The sequence below is a fragment of the Streptomyces sp. NPDC056231 genome (assembly GCF_048270745.1).
Taxonomy (GTDB): domain Bacteria; phylum Actinomycetota; class Actinomycetes; order Streptomycetales; family Streptomycetaceae; genus Streptomyces.
Window position 1 is genome coordinate 34,419 of sequence record NZ_JBLVKW010000007.1, and the last position, 14,429, is coordinate 48,847.

At 69.7% G+C, this 14,429-nt stretch carries 12 protein-coding genes; 5 read left to right on the forward strand and 7 right to left on the reverse strand.

Annotation, left to right across the window (positions count from 1 at the left end):
- Nucleotides 1-61: 61 nt before the first annotated feature.
- The gene (locus ACNPQM_RS08600) at nucleotides 62-1,879 is read right to left on the reverse strand and encodes a glycoside hydrolase family 3 protein (RefSeq protein WP_418083522.1); all 1,818 of its coding nucleotides are present in this window, start codon (nucleotides 1,877-1,879) and stop codon (nucleotides 62-64) included.
- 199 nt (nucleotides 1,880-2,078) lie between these two features.
- Complete coding sequence (locus tag ACNPQM_RS08605) at nucleotides 2,079-3,032, reverse strand: LysR family transcriptional regulator (protein ID WP_418083523.1); 954 nt, start codon at nucleotides 3,030-3,032, stop codon at nucleotides 2,079-2,081.
- 100 nt (nucleotides 3,033-3,132) lie between these two features.
- Between ACNPQM_RS08605 and ACNPQM_RS08610 the strand changes: the two genes are divergently transcribed.
- Nucleotides 3,133-4,041 (forward strand): EamA family transporter, encoded by a 909-nt coding sequence (locus tag ACNPQM_RS08610; protein WP_418083524.1) that lies wholly within the window; start codon nucleotides 3,133-3,135, stop codon nucleotides 4,039-4,041.
- A 24-nt stretch (nucleotides 4,042-4,065) separates the two neighbouring features.
- On the opposite strand, the gene ACNPQM_RS08615 is transcribed toward ACNPQM_RS08610, so the two are convergent.
- Together ACNPQM_RS08615 and ACNPQM_RS08620 are read right to left on the reverse strand one after the other, a co-directional pair.
- Entirely contained in the window at nucleotides 4,066-4,854 is a 789-nt protein-coding gene (locus ACNPQM_RS08615) for a sugar phosphate isomerase/epimerase family protein (RefSeq protein WP_418083525.1), read from the reverse strand.
- Between the two features lie 121 nt (nucleotides 4,855-4,975).
- On the reverse strand, nucleotides 4,976-6,079 hold the full coding sequence (locus ACNPQM_RS08620) for a LacI family DNA-binding transcriptional regulator (RefSeq protein ID WP_418083526.1): 1,104 nt from the start codon (nucleotides 6,077-6,079) through the stop codon (nucleotides 4,976-4,978).
- A 108-nt stretch (nucleotides 6,080-6,187) separates the two neighbouring features.
- Between ACNPQM_RS08620 and ACNPQM_RS08625 the strand changes: the two genes are divergently transcribed.
- The gene (locus ACNPQM_RS08625; protein ID WP_418083527.1) at nucleotides 6,188-7,339 is read left to right on the forward strand and encodes a Gfo/Idh/MocA family protein; all 1,152 of its coding nucleotides are present in this window, start codon (nucleotides 6,188-6,190) and stop codon (nucleotides 7,337-7,339) included.
- A 50-nt stretch (nucleotides 7,340-7,389) separates the two neighbouring features.
- Here the strand turns inward: ACNPQM_RS08625 and ACNPQM_RS08630 are convergent, their stop codons facing one another.
- Entirely contained in the window at nucleotides 7,390-8,241 is an 852-nt protein-coding gene (locus ACNPQM_RS08630) for an RNA-guided endonuclease InsQ/TnpB family protein (RefSeq protein ID WP_418083615.1), read from the reverse strand.
- Nucleotides 8,242-8,405: 164 nt separating this feature from the next.
- Here ACNPQM_RS08630 and ACNPQM_RS08635 point away from each other — a divergent pair, with 164 nt between their 5' ends.
- Nucleotides 8,406-9,551 carry a dihydrodipicolinate synthase family protein gene (locus tag ACNPQM_RS08635; protein WP_418083528.1) on the forward strand — a complete coding sequence of 382 codons (1,146 nt, stop codon included), beginning with the start codon at nucleotides 8,406-8,408 and terminating at the stop codon, nucleotides 9,549-9,551.
- The gene (locus ACNPQM_RS08640) at nucleotides 9,548-10,378 is read left to right on the forward strand and encodes a sugar phosphate isomerase/epimerase family protein (protein ID WP_418083529.1); all 831 of its coding nucleotides are present in this window, start codon (nucleotides 9,548-9,550) and stop codon (nucleotides 10,376-10,378) included. The genes ACNPQM_RS08635 and ACNPQM_RS08640 overlap by 4 nt, the downstream gene beginning before the upstream one ends.
- Before the next feature lie 378 nt (nucleotides 10,379-10,756).
- On the opposite strand, the gene ACNPQM_RS08645 is transcribed toward ACNPQM_RS08640, so the two are convergent.
- Nucleotides 10,757-11,224, reverse strand: coding sequence for a transglycosylase SLT domain-containing protein (locus ACNPQM_RS08645; RefSeq protein ID WP_358860690.1), 468 nt, complete (start codon nucleotides 11,222-11,224; stop codon nucleotides 10,757-10,759).
- A gap of 794 nt (nucleotides 11,225-12,018) precedes the next feature.
- On the opposite strand from ACNPQM_RS08645, the gene ACNPQM_RS08650 reads away from it, so the two are divergent.
- Complete coding sequence (locus ACNPQM_RS08650) at nucleotides 12,019-13,239, forward strand: hypothetical protein (protein WP_418083530.1); 1,221 nt, start codon at nucleotides 12,019-12,021, stop codon at nucleotides 13,237-13,239.
- Nucleotides 13,240-13,439: 200 nt separating this feature from the next.
- On the opposite strand, the gene ACNPQM_RS08655 is transcribed toward ACNPQM_RS08650, so the two are convergent.
- On the reverse strand, nucleotides 13,440-14,381 hold the full coding sequence (locus ACNPQM_RS08655; RefSeq protein ID WP_418083531.1) for a LuxR C-terminal-related transcriptional regulator: 942 nt from the start codon (nucleotides 14,379-14,381) through the stop codon (nucleotides 13,440-13,442).
- Between the last annotated feature and the right edge of the window lie 48 nt (nucleotides 14,382-14,429).

The following is a 14,429-nucleotide window of genomic DNA, read 5'->3' on the forward strand; positions in this document are numbered from 1 at the left end:
TGATGCGTGCCGGGTCCGAACCGTGCGGTTCGGGCCCGGCACGCGCGCGTAGCCCGTCCGGTCAGTACGTCAGGCCGTAGCCGACCGGGTACAGCACCTGCGTCGGATCGTCCGCCTGTTGCACCGGCACCGGCAGTCGGCCCTCCGGCTTGGCCTGGCCCGCGATCACCCGGGCCGCGGCGCGCAGTTCGACATCCGTCCAGGAGTACGCCGCCAGGCTCGCCGCGTGGGCGGGCAGGCGGGCGATGTCGTACGGGTTCCGGATCGCGATCGTGATCACCGGGACTCCGGTCGCCACGAGGGCGCTGACCAGGGTGCGCTGGGAGCTGGTCGCCGAGACGTTGTACGTCCCCACGATCACCGCGTCCTTGCCCTGCGCGGCCGCCACCGCCTCGGCGATCTTCGCCTGGGTGGGCGCGGTGCCGGTGGACAGCGCGGTCGCCGCGTACCCCAGTTCGGTGAAGGCGCCGGCGAGGGTGGTGGTCGGCGGTCCGGTGGTGCCGGACGGGGAGGCGGGATCGGCGCCGACCACGAGGAGGTTCTTGTGGGAGCGGCGGGACAGCGGCAGCACCGCACCGGTGTTGGCCAGCAACGTGGTGGTGTGCTCGGCGATCCGGTCGGCGGCGGCGAGGTGCGACCGGGTGCCGACGGCACGGTCCACGCCCTCGTGGCTGACGAACGGGTCGTCGAAGAGCCCCAGCTTCGCCTTCAGCCGCAGGATGCGCAGGATCGATTCATCGATCCTGGCCTCGCTGATCTCGCCGCTCTTCACGGCCGCCAGAACGGCGTTCCAGGAGACGTCGAGGCTCGGCGGGTTCAGCAGCTGGTCCACACCCGCCTGCAGGGCGAGGACGGGCACGCGGTCGTCGCCGTACTTCGTGCGCACCCCCTCCATGCCGAGCGAGTCGGTGACCACGACACCGTCGTAACCGAGCTCCTCGCGCAGGATGCCGGTGAGGATCGGCCGGGACAGGGTCGCCGGGTCCTCGGCGGGGTCGAGCGCGGGGACGACGATGTGCGCGGTCATGATCGCGTCGATGCCCGCGGCGATCGCGGCGCGGAACGGCGGCGCGTCCAGCTCCTCCCACTGGTCGCGGGAGTGGTGGATGTAGGGCAGACCGGAGTGGCTGTCGGTGTTGGTGTCGCCGTGGCCCGGGAAGTGCTTGGCCGTCGAGGCGATCCCGGCGCTCTGATACCCCTTCACCTGCGCGGCGACCATACCCGCCACGGCCTGCGGATCGGCGCCGAAGGACCGTACGCCGATCACCGGGTTGGCCGGGTTGACGTTGACGTCGGAGTCCGGGGCGTAGTTCTGGTTGATGCCGATCGCGGCGAGCTCGGCGCCCGCGATCTGCCCGGCCCGGCGTGCGTCGGAACGCGAACCGCCCGCACCGAGCGCCATCGCACCCGGCATCAGCGTGGCGGGCTCGCCGACGCGGCAGACGATGCCGTGCTCCTGGTCGGTGGAGATCAGGAGCGGCAGCGGAGTGGGACCGGCGAGACCGGCGCGCTGGATGCCGTTGGAGAGGTCGGCGATCTGGTGCGGGTCGCGGGTGTTGTGCGCCCAGGCGAAGTAGATGATGCCGCCGACGTGGTACTTGGCGATCATCTCGGCGGCGGTACGGACCCCGATCTCGGCCATGTTCGCGTTGATGTCGGCCTGGTCGGGCTCGGTGGCGGAGTGCCCGTACACCCGCATCACGAAGAGCTGGCCGACCTTCTCCTCCAGGCTCATCCGGGAGATGAGCTGCTTGAGGCGCTTGGTGGTGGACGCGGAGGAGGCGAATGCCCCGGGGGCGGAGACCGCTCCGGTCGCAACCGCTGCGGCGGTCACGGCGGTTGCGGTGAGGAGGGTCCGTCTGGAGGTGCGGTGGTGCACGTGTGCTCCTTCGGCCGTACTCAGGGGAGAGGGGGGCGGTGAAAGTAACTTCCAAGGGGCACGAATATCTAGAAAGTAACTTCCAGTCAAGGGGGCGGTCCGATAATCGGCTCGGCGACGTGTGATCCGGCTCGGCTCGTCCGGTGACCGAGGCGGGTGCGTGGCCGCAGGCCGCACCGGGGAAGCCCCCCCCGGTCCCTTACGGCCTTCCCTGCGACAGGGAGGGGGCCCCCGACGCCCTGCGGCTCCCCAAGCCCGCCCCCGCCCCCCGCGCCTGAAGCGATTCCACCGCCACGGTGATCGCGGGCCGCCGGGCCGCCTCCGTGCGCCACAGCGCGTACAGCCGCCGCACCGGTACGGGGTCCAGCGGCACCGCCACCACTCCCGCCGGCAGCGGTCCCCGCCCCAGCCGCGGGATCATCGCGACCCCGAGACCGGCGGCGAGCAACGCCAGTTGGGTGTGGTTCTCCTCCGCCTGGTGCCGGATGTCCGGTTCGTAACCCGCCGCTCGCAGCGTCCGTACGAGCCAGTCGTGACAGACCGTCCCCGGCGGCTGGCAGATCCACCGCTCCTTCGCCAGCTCCTCGCGCCGCACCGAGTCCCGCCCGGCGAGGCGATGCCCCTGCGGCACCAGCAGATCGCACCGGTCGTCACCGATCACCGCCTGCGCGATGCCCTCGGGGGCGGGCAGCGGTGCGATGTCCCAGTCGTGCGCGACAGCGAGGTCGATCACGCCCTTGGCCACCAGATCGACCGACAGATGAGGGTCGACCTCGGTCAGCCGCACGTCCAGGGCAGGGTGGTCCCGGTCCAGCTCGGCCAGCACGCCGGGCAGCAGACCGCGCGCCGCGGACGCGAAGGCGCCGATCGACAGCCGTCCCGTCGGCAGCCCCCGGCGCTCCTCCAGCGTCGTCTCGGCGCGCTCCACGATCGCGAGCAACTGCTGGGCGGTGGCGGCGAGATGCAGTGCCTCCTCGGTGAGCGCGACACCGCGCCCGCGCCGCTCCAGCAGCGTCGTACGGGTCTCCCGCTCCAGCTTCGTGATCTGCTGGGAGACTGCCGACGGGGTGTAGCCGAGCGCGGCGGCGGCGCCCGCCACGGACCCGTGGACGGAGATGGCGTGCAGTGCGCGCAGCCGGGACAGATCGAGCACCGGAACCTCCCGGACCTTCCTGATTCATTAGCGACGCTCAATTCCACCATGAAGAAATCCGCGCTGGTGCTACATGGTCCCGGCGGGCGATCCTCACTCCATGCGTCCCCTTCACATCGCCCTGGCCGCCCTGGTGGCCGCCGTCTGGGGTGTCAATTTCGTCGTCATCGAGGTCGGCCTCGGGCACTTCCCGCCGCTGCTCTTCTCCGCCCTGCGCTTCCTGGTCGCGGCGCTGCCCGCGGTCTTCTTCGTCGGGCGGCCCAAGGTCGCGTGGAAGTGGATCGTGGGCGTCGGGCTGGTCCTGGGCGTGGCCAAGTTCGGTCTGCTGTTCATCGGTATGGACCGTGGAATGCCCGCCGGTCTCTCCTCCCTGGTGCTCCAGGTCCAGGCAGTCTTCACGGCCCTCTTCGCGGCCGTGGCGCTCGGCGAACGGCCGGGCGGAGTACGAGTGTTGGGGATGGGGATCGCGCTGGCCGGTATCGGGGTCGCGGCGGTGGACGAGGGCGCGGGCGGCCCCGTGCTCGCCTTCGTGCTGGTGATCGCGGCAGCGGCCTGCTGGGGCGTGTCGAACGTCCTGACCCGCAAGGCCGCCCCGCCCGACTCCCTCAACTTCATGGTGTGGGTCTCGACCGTGCCCGTCCTGCCGCTGCTCGGTCTCTCCCTCCTCTTCGAGGGCTGGGGCCGCGACGCCGACGCGCTGGCCGCACTGGACTGGAGCGGCGCCGGCATCATCGTCTACGTCGCCTGGATCACCACGGTCTTCGGCTTCGGGGCGTGGGGTTTCCTGCTGCGCCACCACCCGGCGTCGTCCGTGGCCCCGTTCACCCTGCTCGTCCCGGTCTTCGGGATGTCCTCGGCCGCGCTGTTCCTCGGTGAGTCGGTGAGCCCGTTGCGGTGGTGCGCCGCGGCGCTGCTGGTGGGCGGGGTGGCACTCACGTCACTGGCGGGGACGCGGCGGACGCGGGCCGCGGCGGCAAAGACGCCGGAACCGCAGCCCGCGCGCACCTGAGCTCCTGCGAACCCGGGCCGGCCCCTACTGCTCGGGCGCGCCCAGGCGGAGCAGGTGCTCGCGCCCCGCGCTCAGCAGTCCCGGCAGCTCGGCCGCGTCCGGGTGCCAGCGCTTCTCGTACTCCCAGCAGACCCAGCTGTCCGCGTCCAGCGTGTCCAGACAGGCACCCAGCGGCAGCACCCCGGCCCCGAGCGCCAAGGGTTCGGTGTCCTCCGCCGATGCGATGTCCTTGACCTGTACGTATCCCAGGTGCGGGGCGAGCACCGCATGGCTCGCGGCCGGCTCCTCGCCCGCCAGCCAGGTGTGCATGATGTCCCACAGCGCACCGACCTGCCGGTGCCCGACCGTCCCTGCGATCCGGGCCACATCGGCACCGGCCCGGTGCGAGTCATGGGTCTCCAGCAGGATCCGTACGCCCAGGTCGGCGGCGTAGGGGGCGGCGGCGCCCAGCCGGCGGGCGGCGTTCGCATCGGCCACCTCCGGGTCCAGCCCGCCGCCACCGGGGAAGACCCGGACGTGGAGGGCGCCCAGATCCCGCGCCAGCTCCACCAGCCCGGCGAGCTCGTCCAGCACCGGCTGGTCGTCCCCCTCGGCGGCAACCCGGACGTACCCGGCGACGGTCAGGATCTCGACGCCGCCCTTCTTGAACTCCTCGGCCACGTCGGCGCGTTCGGCCGAGGAGAGCCCCGGGTGCACCGGCTCCTCGGGGTGGGCGCGCAGCTCCACCCCCTGGTAGCCGTGGTCGACGGCCAGCCGGATGACGTCGGCGATCGGCATCCCCGGTACTCCGAGGGTCGAGAAAGCGAGCTTCACGTGCGTGTTCCTTCCGTCGGTACCTGCCCCTGCGCCGTACGGACCGGACAGCGGCCCGCACATCATCGGCCCATGGCACGCGGTAGGGGTACCACGGACCGGGGAGCGGAACCCGGCCGCGTCACTTCCGCGGCGGCGCCGTCGACCCCCGCACCATCAGCTCCGCCGCGATGGTCGCGATGCCTCCGGGCGGCGGCGTCTCCCTGCCCATCGCCAGCCGGCCGGCCCGCGCCCCCGCCTCGAACAGCGGCAGTCGTACGGTCGTCAGGGCCGGGACCGCGTCCACCGAGAACGGCAGGTCGTCGAAACCGGCCACGGAGATGTCCTCGGGGATACGCAGACCGCGGTCCCGGATCGCCGCGCTCGCGCCCAGGGCCACGGTGTCGTTGGCGGCGACGATCGCGGTCATCTCCGGTTCGCGGCGCAGGAGTTCGAGCGTCGCGTCGTAACCTGACCGGCGGTCGTACGGGCCGTGCACGGTGAGGCGATCCTCGTCCGCGGCATCTGCGAGGCGCCCTTCCGTGGTCGCGTCGTCCCCGTACAGGCCCGCCGCCGCCATCGCGTCGCGGTGCCCTTCCAGCCGGTGGCGCGTCGTCGTCCGCTCCATCGGGCCCGCGACATAGCCGATCCGCCGGTGGCCGAGCGACAGCAGATGTTCGGTGAGGCGCCGGCCGCCGCCCCGGTTGTCGAAGGCGAGCGCCGCCACGACCGCTTCGCCCTCGGGCAGCGGGGGCCGTCCGCACAGCACCACCCTGGTCCCGGCATCCGCGAGTTTCGCCAGCTTCGCCGCCATCGCCCCCTGGTGCGCCGGGTCCTCCACCGCGCCACCGGTGAGAATGACGGCCGCGGCGCGCTGACGCTGGAGCAGGGTGAGGTAGGTGAGTTCGCGTGCGGGGGAGCCGCCGGTGTTGCAGACGACGGCGAGCTTCTCGCCCCCGGCCCGCCCGGAGCCGTCGCCCGGCCCGCCGATCTCGGTCTGCGCCGCCCCGGCCATGATCCCGAAGAACGGGTCGGCGATGTCGTTGACCAGGATGCCGACCAGGTCGGACGTGGCGGCGGCGAGCGAGCTGGCCGGTCCGTTGAGCACGTAGTCCAGGTCGTCGACCGCGCGCAGCACCCGCTCCCGGGTGGACGCCGCCACCGGGTAGTTGCCGTTGAGCACACGGGACACGGTGGCGGGCGACACCCGGGCGCGAGCCGCCACGTCCGCGAGGGTGACTGTCATCGCTTCCTCCGAGGGTTTTGGACGGAGCCCTCTTGTCCGGGCCGCTGTCGGCAGGCTAGCGTCATACCGCATAGAAAGCGCTTGCTACGGCTGTATGGAGGAAACTTCGTGACACGCAGGACAGTGCGCATCGCCATGAACGGCGTCACGGGTCGCATGGGATACCGGCAGCACCTGGTGCGCTCGATCCTCGCGATCCGCGAGCAGGGCGGCCTCGACCTCGGCGGCGGCGAGGTGCTGTGGCCCGAGCCCGTCCTCGTCGGCCGCCGCGCCCACGCGCTGGAGGAACTCGCAGACCGGCACGGTCTGACCGAGTGGTCGACCGACCTCGACGCGGTCCTCGCGGACGAGCGCATCGACATCTACTTCGACGCCCAGGTCACCTCGGCCCGCGTCGAAGCGATCAAGAAGGCGATCGCCGCGGGAAAGCACGTCTACACCGAGAAGCCCTCCGCCACGGACGTCGAGGGCGCCCTGGAGCTGGCCCGCCTCGCCAAGGACGCCGGGATCAAGCACGGCGTCGTCCAGGACAAGATCTTCCTGCCGGGCCTGTTGAAGCTGAAGCGCCTCATCGACAGCGGCTTCTTCGGCGAGATCCTCTCCGTGCGCGGCGAGTTCGGCTACTGGGTCTTCGAGGGCGACTGGCAGGAGGCCCAGCGCCCCTCCTGGAACTACCGTGCCGAGGACGGCGGCGGCATCGTCGTCGACATGTTCCCGCACTGGGAGTATGTGCTCCACGAGCTGTTCGGCCAGGTCAAGACCGTTCAGGCGCACGTCCGGACGCACATCCCGCAGCGCTGGGACGAGCAGGGCAAGCCGTACGCCGCCACCGCCGACGACGCCGCCTACGGCATCTTCGAGCTGGCCGGTGGCGCCGTCGCCCAGATCAACTCCTCCTGGGCCGTCCGCGTCAACCGCGACGAACTCGTCGAGTTCCAGGTCGACGGAACGCACGGCTCCGCCGTCGCCGGGCTGCGCAACTGCCGCACCCAGCACCGCTCGGCCACCCCCAAGCCGGTCTGGAACCCCGACCTCCCGGTCACCGAGTCGTTCCGCGACCAGTGGCAGGAAGTCCCCGACAACGCCGTCTTCGACAACGGCTTCAAAGCCCAGTGGGAGCTCTTCCTCCGCCACATCGTGCTCGACGAGCCGTACACCTGGGACCTGATGGCCGGCGCCCGCGGTGTCCAGCTCGCCGAGCTCGGCCTCAAGTCATCCGCCGAGGGGCGACGCCTGGACGTACCGGAGCTGACGCTTTGACTCCTCCCCCTCGTGAACGAGGGGGACTCCTAGCTCACTTCGCCCGACACCTAGCAGGTGGCAGGGCTTACAAGATCAGCACTAGCCGGGTTGAGACCAGCCCGGACGAGCATCACGCGGGCGGAGTTCTTGTCCCTGGAGGACACCGCTCCGCACGCGGTGCACGTATACGTTCGTTCCGAGAGGGGGAGTGCGTGCTTGGCTCTCGCTCCGCACTGCGCGCAGTCCATGGTGGTGTGCGCTGGGTGGACAAGGTGCACGGCGCGGCCGTGCTTGCGGCCCATCTCGATCAGGGCGCGCTTGGTCGTGCCGATTGCTGCGTCGGCCGCTTTACGGGCCATGGTGGACTTGGCGAGGAACTTCGGCCGGAAATCCTCCACGGCAAGGGCGTCGTGGTCGCGGACCACGGTCTTGGCCCACTTACGGGCGGTGTCCTGCCGCTGGTTGGCGACCTTCTTGTAGAGCTTGGCCCGCAGGTTCTTCGCATGCCGGTAGCCCTTCGATGCGGCCTGCCCCTTCTTCGGCTTGCGCCGGGCCATCATCCGGTCATAGCGGGTCAGCTTCGCCTGGGCCTTCTTGCCGTGCTGCGCGTGAGGCAGGTCATGGGTGTCGGAGGTGGTGGTCGCGGTCTCCTTCACACCCCAGTCGATGCCTATCACCCTGCCCGTGGTGGGCAACGGCTCCCCCTCGGTCTCCACGACGAAGCCGACGTACCAGTGCCCGACGGCATCGCGGTACACGCGCACGCTGGACGGGTCGGCCGGAAGATCCCGCGACCACACCACGGTCAGCACGCACTCGTTCCACACCCACCGACACCGCGCCCACTCGGTACTCAAGGCCGTGCGGGCAGTGGACGACACACGCAGACGGAAGGTGTACCGGGCGTGCCGACCCCTCAGCCGTTTCCTGCGCCGTCGTCATGATCGAGACCTTAACCCCGCCCACTGACAATCAACCGAAAGCGCAGGTCAGAGCAGATGTACAGAGAACTCCGCCGCTTCGCGGCGTTCCAAGGACCCATTCCTCCCCGGGCTGAAGCCCGGGGCATCCTGGGAGAAATCCGGTGACGATCCATCTCCCGCAGGGCCCGTACGAACCCCGCACCACCCCGCTCGACCTTGCACCGGCCGGGGCTCCGCTCGCCTCCCGTACGGTCTTCTCCGCCGCTCATGTCGTCGCCGACCCGTACGCCGACATCAGCCCCGACGATCCCGCGGCCGTCGACTGGGACGCCACCCTCGCCTTCCGCCGCCACCTGTGGTCGCACGGCCTCGGCGTCGCCGAAGCCATGGACACCGCCCAGCGCGGCATGGGCCTGGACTGGGCCGGTGCCGCCGAACTCATCCGCCGCTCCGCCGCCGAGGCGAAGGCGGTCGGCGGCCGGATCGCGTGCGGGGTCGGCACCGACCAGCTCCCCGCAGGGCCCGCCACGCTCGCCGAGGTGAAGGCCGCGTACGAGGAACAGCTCGCCCTCGTCGAGGAGAGCGGTGCCCAGGCCATTCTGATGGCGTCCCGCGCCCTCGCCGCCGCGGCGAACGGCCCCGAGGACTATCTGGAGACGTACGCACACCTGCTGCGCCAGGCCTCGGAGCCGGTCGTCCTGCACTGGCTCGGCCCGATGTTCGACCCCGCGCTGGAGGGCTACTGGGGCTCGTCGGACCTCGACGCCGCCACCGACACCTTCCTGAAGGTCATCGCCGAACACCCCGACAAGGTCGACGGCATCAAGATCTCGCTCCTCGACGCCGAGCGCGAGATCGACGTACGCCGCCGCCTTCCCGGCGGGGTCCGCTGCTACACCGGCGACGACTTCAACTACCCGGAGCTGATCGCGGGCGACGGCCAGGGCTTCAGCCATGCCCTGCTCGGCATCTTCGACCCGCTCGGCCCACTGGCCGCCCACGCGGTACGCGTCCTGGACACCGGAGATGTGAAGGGCTTCCGCGAACTCCTCGACCCCACGGTCGAGCTGTCCCGGCACCTCTTCCAGGCTCCCACCCGCTTCTACAAGACGGGCGTGGTCTTCCTCGCCTGGCTGGCCGGTCACCAGGACCACTTCACGATGGTCGGCGGCCTCCAGTCCGCCCGCTCACTGCCCCACCTGGCGAAGGCGTACGAACTCGCCGACCGGCTGGGCCTGTTCCCCGACCCGGAGCTGGCCGAATCCCGGATGCGCGCCCTGCTCACGGTCAACGGAGGTGTCCGGTGACGGATCTGTCGCGCCTGAGCATCAACCAGGAGACCATCAAGCAGTGGTCGCTGCCCGAGCTCGCCGAGGGCTGCGTCAAGGCGGGCATCGACAAGGTCGGCCTGTGGCGGGCACCTGTCCAGGAATACGGAATCGAGCGCACCGCGCAGCTCCTGAAGGACGCCGGCCTGACCGTCACCAGCCTCTGCCGGGGCGGCTTCTTCACCGCGCTCGACCCGGCCGAACGGGCCCGCGCCCTGGACGACAACCGCGCCGCGATCGACGAGGCGGCGGCCCTGTTCACCGACACCCTGGTCCTGGTGTCCGGCGGCCTCCCGCCCGGCAGCCGCGATCTCCACGGCGCTCGCGAACGTATCGCGGAAGCGCTTGCCGAGCTGGGCCCGTACGCGCGGGAACGCGGCGTACGCCTGGCGATCGAACCGCTGCACCCGATGTTCGCCTCGGACCGCTGCGTCGTCTCCACCCTGTCCCAGGCCCTGGACATCGCGGAGCGATTCCCGGCGGAGCAGGTCGGCGTGGTCGTCGACACGTACCACATCTGGTGGGACGACCAGGCGGCCGCGCAGATCGCGAGGGCGGGGGCGGGCGGCCGTATCCACTCGTTCCAGCTGGCGGACTGGATCACCCCGCTCCCTGCCGGCGTACTTGTCGGACGGGGCCAACTCGGCGACGGGAGCGTCGACTTCCACGCGTTCCGCGAGATGGTCGAGGCCGCCGGCTTCGACGGACCGATCGAGGTGGAGATCTTCAACGAGGACCTGTGGGCGCGCGACGGCGCCGAAGTCCTCGCGGAGGTCGCGGCGCGGTACGCCGAGCACGCCTGCTGAGAGCGGGCACCGGACGCCCGGGCAAAGAGAAAGCAAAGGCGTACAACCCTTTGCCGCCTTGCCGGGTCGTACCTTGCGTCGGGCGCTTCCGGGAGGGATCCGGGGGGATCGGGAAGCCCTGATGGAGGGGGAAAGCGAGGGGGTCCGGTCTTCTGACCGGACCCCATTTCGTCTCCCGCGCCACAGCTGAGGGGCTGTGGCCCCCAGTCGTCAGCTCGATCTGCCAGCACACCGGACGCGGCACACGCCGTTCCCCCGTGCAGATCTTGAGGTGCTTACGCCCGAGATCTGTGGTGCCGGGGGAACGGCGTGCGGTTCACTGCGCGGAAGAGCTGTTCGAGGCCGGTGGCCGTCGAGATCGGCGTCGCCGCCGGCTGATCAGTAGGCCGAGTTGACGTTGTCGATCGAGCCGTAGCGGTGGGCTGCGTAGTTGCAGGCGGCGGTGATGTTGGCGACCGGGTCGTAGATGTTCCACGAGGTGCCGGGGACGTGGTACGCCTTGAAGGTCGGGTCTATGACCTGGAGCAGGCCCTTGGACGGGATGCCCTTGGCGGCATTCGAGTCCCAGTTGTTGATGGCGTTCGGGTTGCCGGCGGACTCGCGCATCAGGTTCTTGTAGATGCCGTTGTAGGAGCCCGGGATGCCCTGCGCCCGCATGATCTCCAGTGACTGGTTGATCCATGTGCTGACGCTGCCGCCGGACCGGGCGGGGGCGGCGGCGGAGGCGGCCGGAGCGCTGACGAGAGAACCGGCGACGACTGCGGCGCCGGCGGCGACCATACCCAGCGAAACCTTCTTGGTCTGGGTCAGGTGAGCGAACTTCTTGGACATCGCGGAGATCTGCATCGGAAATTACCTCTTCCGTCGGGATGCCAAGAAGTTTTAAACGGGGCTTAAGTTTCGGTCAATGAGCCTCATTACTATCGAGGTACGTACAAGGAACCGACAGCATGTCCGAAATGGCCGCTAACGGGCGACAAGGCGACCTCTTTGCCCTACTAAGTCGTATCATGGTGACGCACACCATATCGCCCACGTCACACGACAGAAGTATTAAAGCGTCACAAAACGGACAAGGGTGTATTGCCTCCGTCAAACGGAAAACCCTCTATTCGAGCCGCGTGATGAATAAAATGCACGGTGTAATGAGAGTGTGTTGGGCCCATTCGAAAAGCGGCCTGGGGGAGCCTGCGGAGGCAGTCTCGACGGAGATGGCGGGTGAAGGCCTCGTCGTGAGTCCGGTCGTCGTCGACCCGGTGCCGGACGACGCCGCGCGGACCCTCGCGGGCAGGGGTGGCCGCCGCTGATCTTCGCGTAGTACGCGATCTCACCCTCGGTGTCCGGGGCGTAGAGCGTTGCTGAGGCAAGCGTGGGGGCGGGAGGTGGATGTGCGAGCGCGGCGGAGGGTGCTGCGTCGACAGGCCCGAGGGCCTCACCCGCCGCTCACGCCAGGGCCCGCAACGTGCAGAAACCAAGACGACACGGCCTCACTCCGTCCGGCGCGCATCGCCGAGCGCGGGTTGTCTGCTTCTAGACAATGCTGGTTTCGGACAGTCACCATCCATTCACCACAGGGTCACTGGGCCTACACACTGGGCCCGCCTGCTCGTCCTTGCAGGCACCTTCGAAAAGGAGTCCCTGTGAAGAAGACCCTCTCCATGGCGGTCAGCCTGGCGATCGCCGCGACCTGTGCTGTTGGTGTGGCGCTCCCCGCGCACGCCGCTGACGCGACGGGGACCGCGACCGCCAGCAGTCAGTCGCTCCAGTCGGCCATCGACACCTCCACGTTGCCTCCGCGGCTCAAAGTCCTTGCCGACAAGATGCTGGCGAAGTTGCCCGCCGACTGGCAGTCCCGCTCCAAGGCTGCTGCCGCGAAGTACGGCATTGACGATTCGCAGTGGAGCGAGCTGCGCGACAGCCTGATCAATCCCGACGACTACCAGTGCCCGTCGACTGAGCTCAAGACCTGGGCCCGCTCTCTCCTCGTGGGCGCCGAGGACCCCTTCGCCATCTTCATGCTCTCGATCTTCGATGGTTTCAACCTCCCGACCTACGACGCGCTGATCTTCGGCACGGAGTCGAAGTCCAACAAGTTCGGTGCCAACGGTGAGTACACGCAGGAGCTCACCTCCGAGATGAAGAACCTCAAGCGGTTCTGGGACATCAACTCGGCGGACATCCAGCTGGTACCCCTGCACGGGGCCGATGTCTTCTCCAGCCCCGAGCGGGTTGCTCGCACGCTCTCCGTGCTGTACGGCGGGACGCCGGAGTCCCAGCTCGACCTGGCCGAGATGTTCCTCGAGATCGTCGACATGGAACCGATCCTGAAGGGCGGCGCCAACCCGATCTTCTCCTTCAACGCCTTCGCCTACAGCGAGAAGCGTGACCCGGAACCGACAGGCGTCTCCGACCGGATCGTCATGGGTGACGGCATCCTGCAGGGCATGAAGGCCGTGGGTCTGGGCGATGTCGCGCCGCGGGCGATCGAGGCCCACGAGTTCGGCCACCACGTGCAGTACGAGAAGGATCTGTTCGTGAGCGACCTGACCTGGGCCGAGGCCACCCGCCGTACGGAGCTCATGGCCGACGCGTTCGGGACGTACTACCTGACCCACGCCCGCGGCGAAGCGCTGAACACCAAGCGTCTTCTGGGCTCTGAGCAGTCGTTCTACGAGGTAGGCGACTGCGGCTTCGACAACCCGGGCCATCACGGCACGCCGAACCAGCGGCTCGCTGCGTCAAGTTGGGCGGCGAGCGTGGCCAACGACGCGGCGAACCAGGGCCGCATCCTGCCGTCGCTCACGTTCGCCGGGCGGTTCGAGGCCAAGCTTTCCGACCTGGTCAAGCCGGACGCCGGCTGACGCTGCAGGTCGACCGCAGGACGCGCTCCCTCGATCGGCCGAAGATCCGCATGAGGCGGGCCGGATCCCTCTGCCGGCCCGCCCCACGCGCCCGTCACGTGTGGGCGATGTCGTCGACACCAGAGCGCAGAAAGGTGCAGACCACCGGGTGTGCGGGTGAGGCAGCGGCCTCCGGCCTGGGCGACGGTTCAAAGGACCGTTCAGAGCCAGCCTTGGCGGCTGGCCTGGACACCGAGCTGGAACCGGGTCTGGGTACCGAGTACCTCCTGCAGGCGGGCGACGCGTCGGGTGACGGTCCGTTCACTCACCCCGAGCTCACGGGCGATCGACTCATCGGTGAGCCCGGCGCTGAGGTAGCCCAGGAGTTGCCGCGCCTCGTTCGTCGGACGGGCCCAGCCCTCGGTGGGCTCGCCGGCCCGAGGAAGCGGGACGGCTATCCGCCAGTACGACTTGAAGACTCCGATCAGCCCATCCAGCAGGCCTGATGGCTGGACGATGACGCTGTGGTGTCCCGAGCGGTCCGGCGCGGCGACGGACAACACGGCCAGACGATCGTCACAGAGGAGCAGATTCATCGCGAGGTCGGGAAAGACCCGGGCCTGCTCCCCGCGGTCGACGCACGCGTGCGCCGCCTCCAAGGCCTTGGGCTCCTGCAGGATGTCGACGCTGTACACCACTCGGTAGGCGACCCCGCGGGCCAGGGCGTCCAAGGCTCCGCTGTCGACCTCCGGCACACGATCACCTCCGCCCACCGGCCCGATCGACAGCGCGCGCACCTCTGCCACTGCCTCGTTGTGGACCCGTTGCTGGATCACGTCAGGGCTGTGGGAGGTGTCGACGACCTCGATGTAGCTCGAGCCCGAGGTGTGGTCGAGCCAGAAACGCGAGAGGAGCGTCGCACTCTCGTGGGCGATCCGGGCCTCTCGTGCGCGCCGCTCGGCTATGGCTTCCAGCACTGCGCGAGGGGGCTGGGCGGCCAGCCTGTCATCCGTGCGGGACACCAATCCGATGGCGGCGAGCTCTTCGACCGCGTGGTGCAGCCCTTCGGCAGACGATCCGGCCCGCGCCAGCTGACCGGCGAGCTTCGCCGGGGTCAGCGGACCGTGCTCCACGAGTGTGAGGTAGGCAGTCTCAGCTGTCATGGAGAGGCCGAGATCCTGCAGTGGGCGCATTTGGGTAGGTCACTCCCA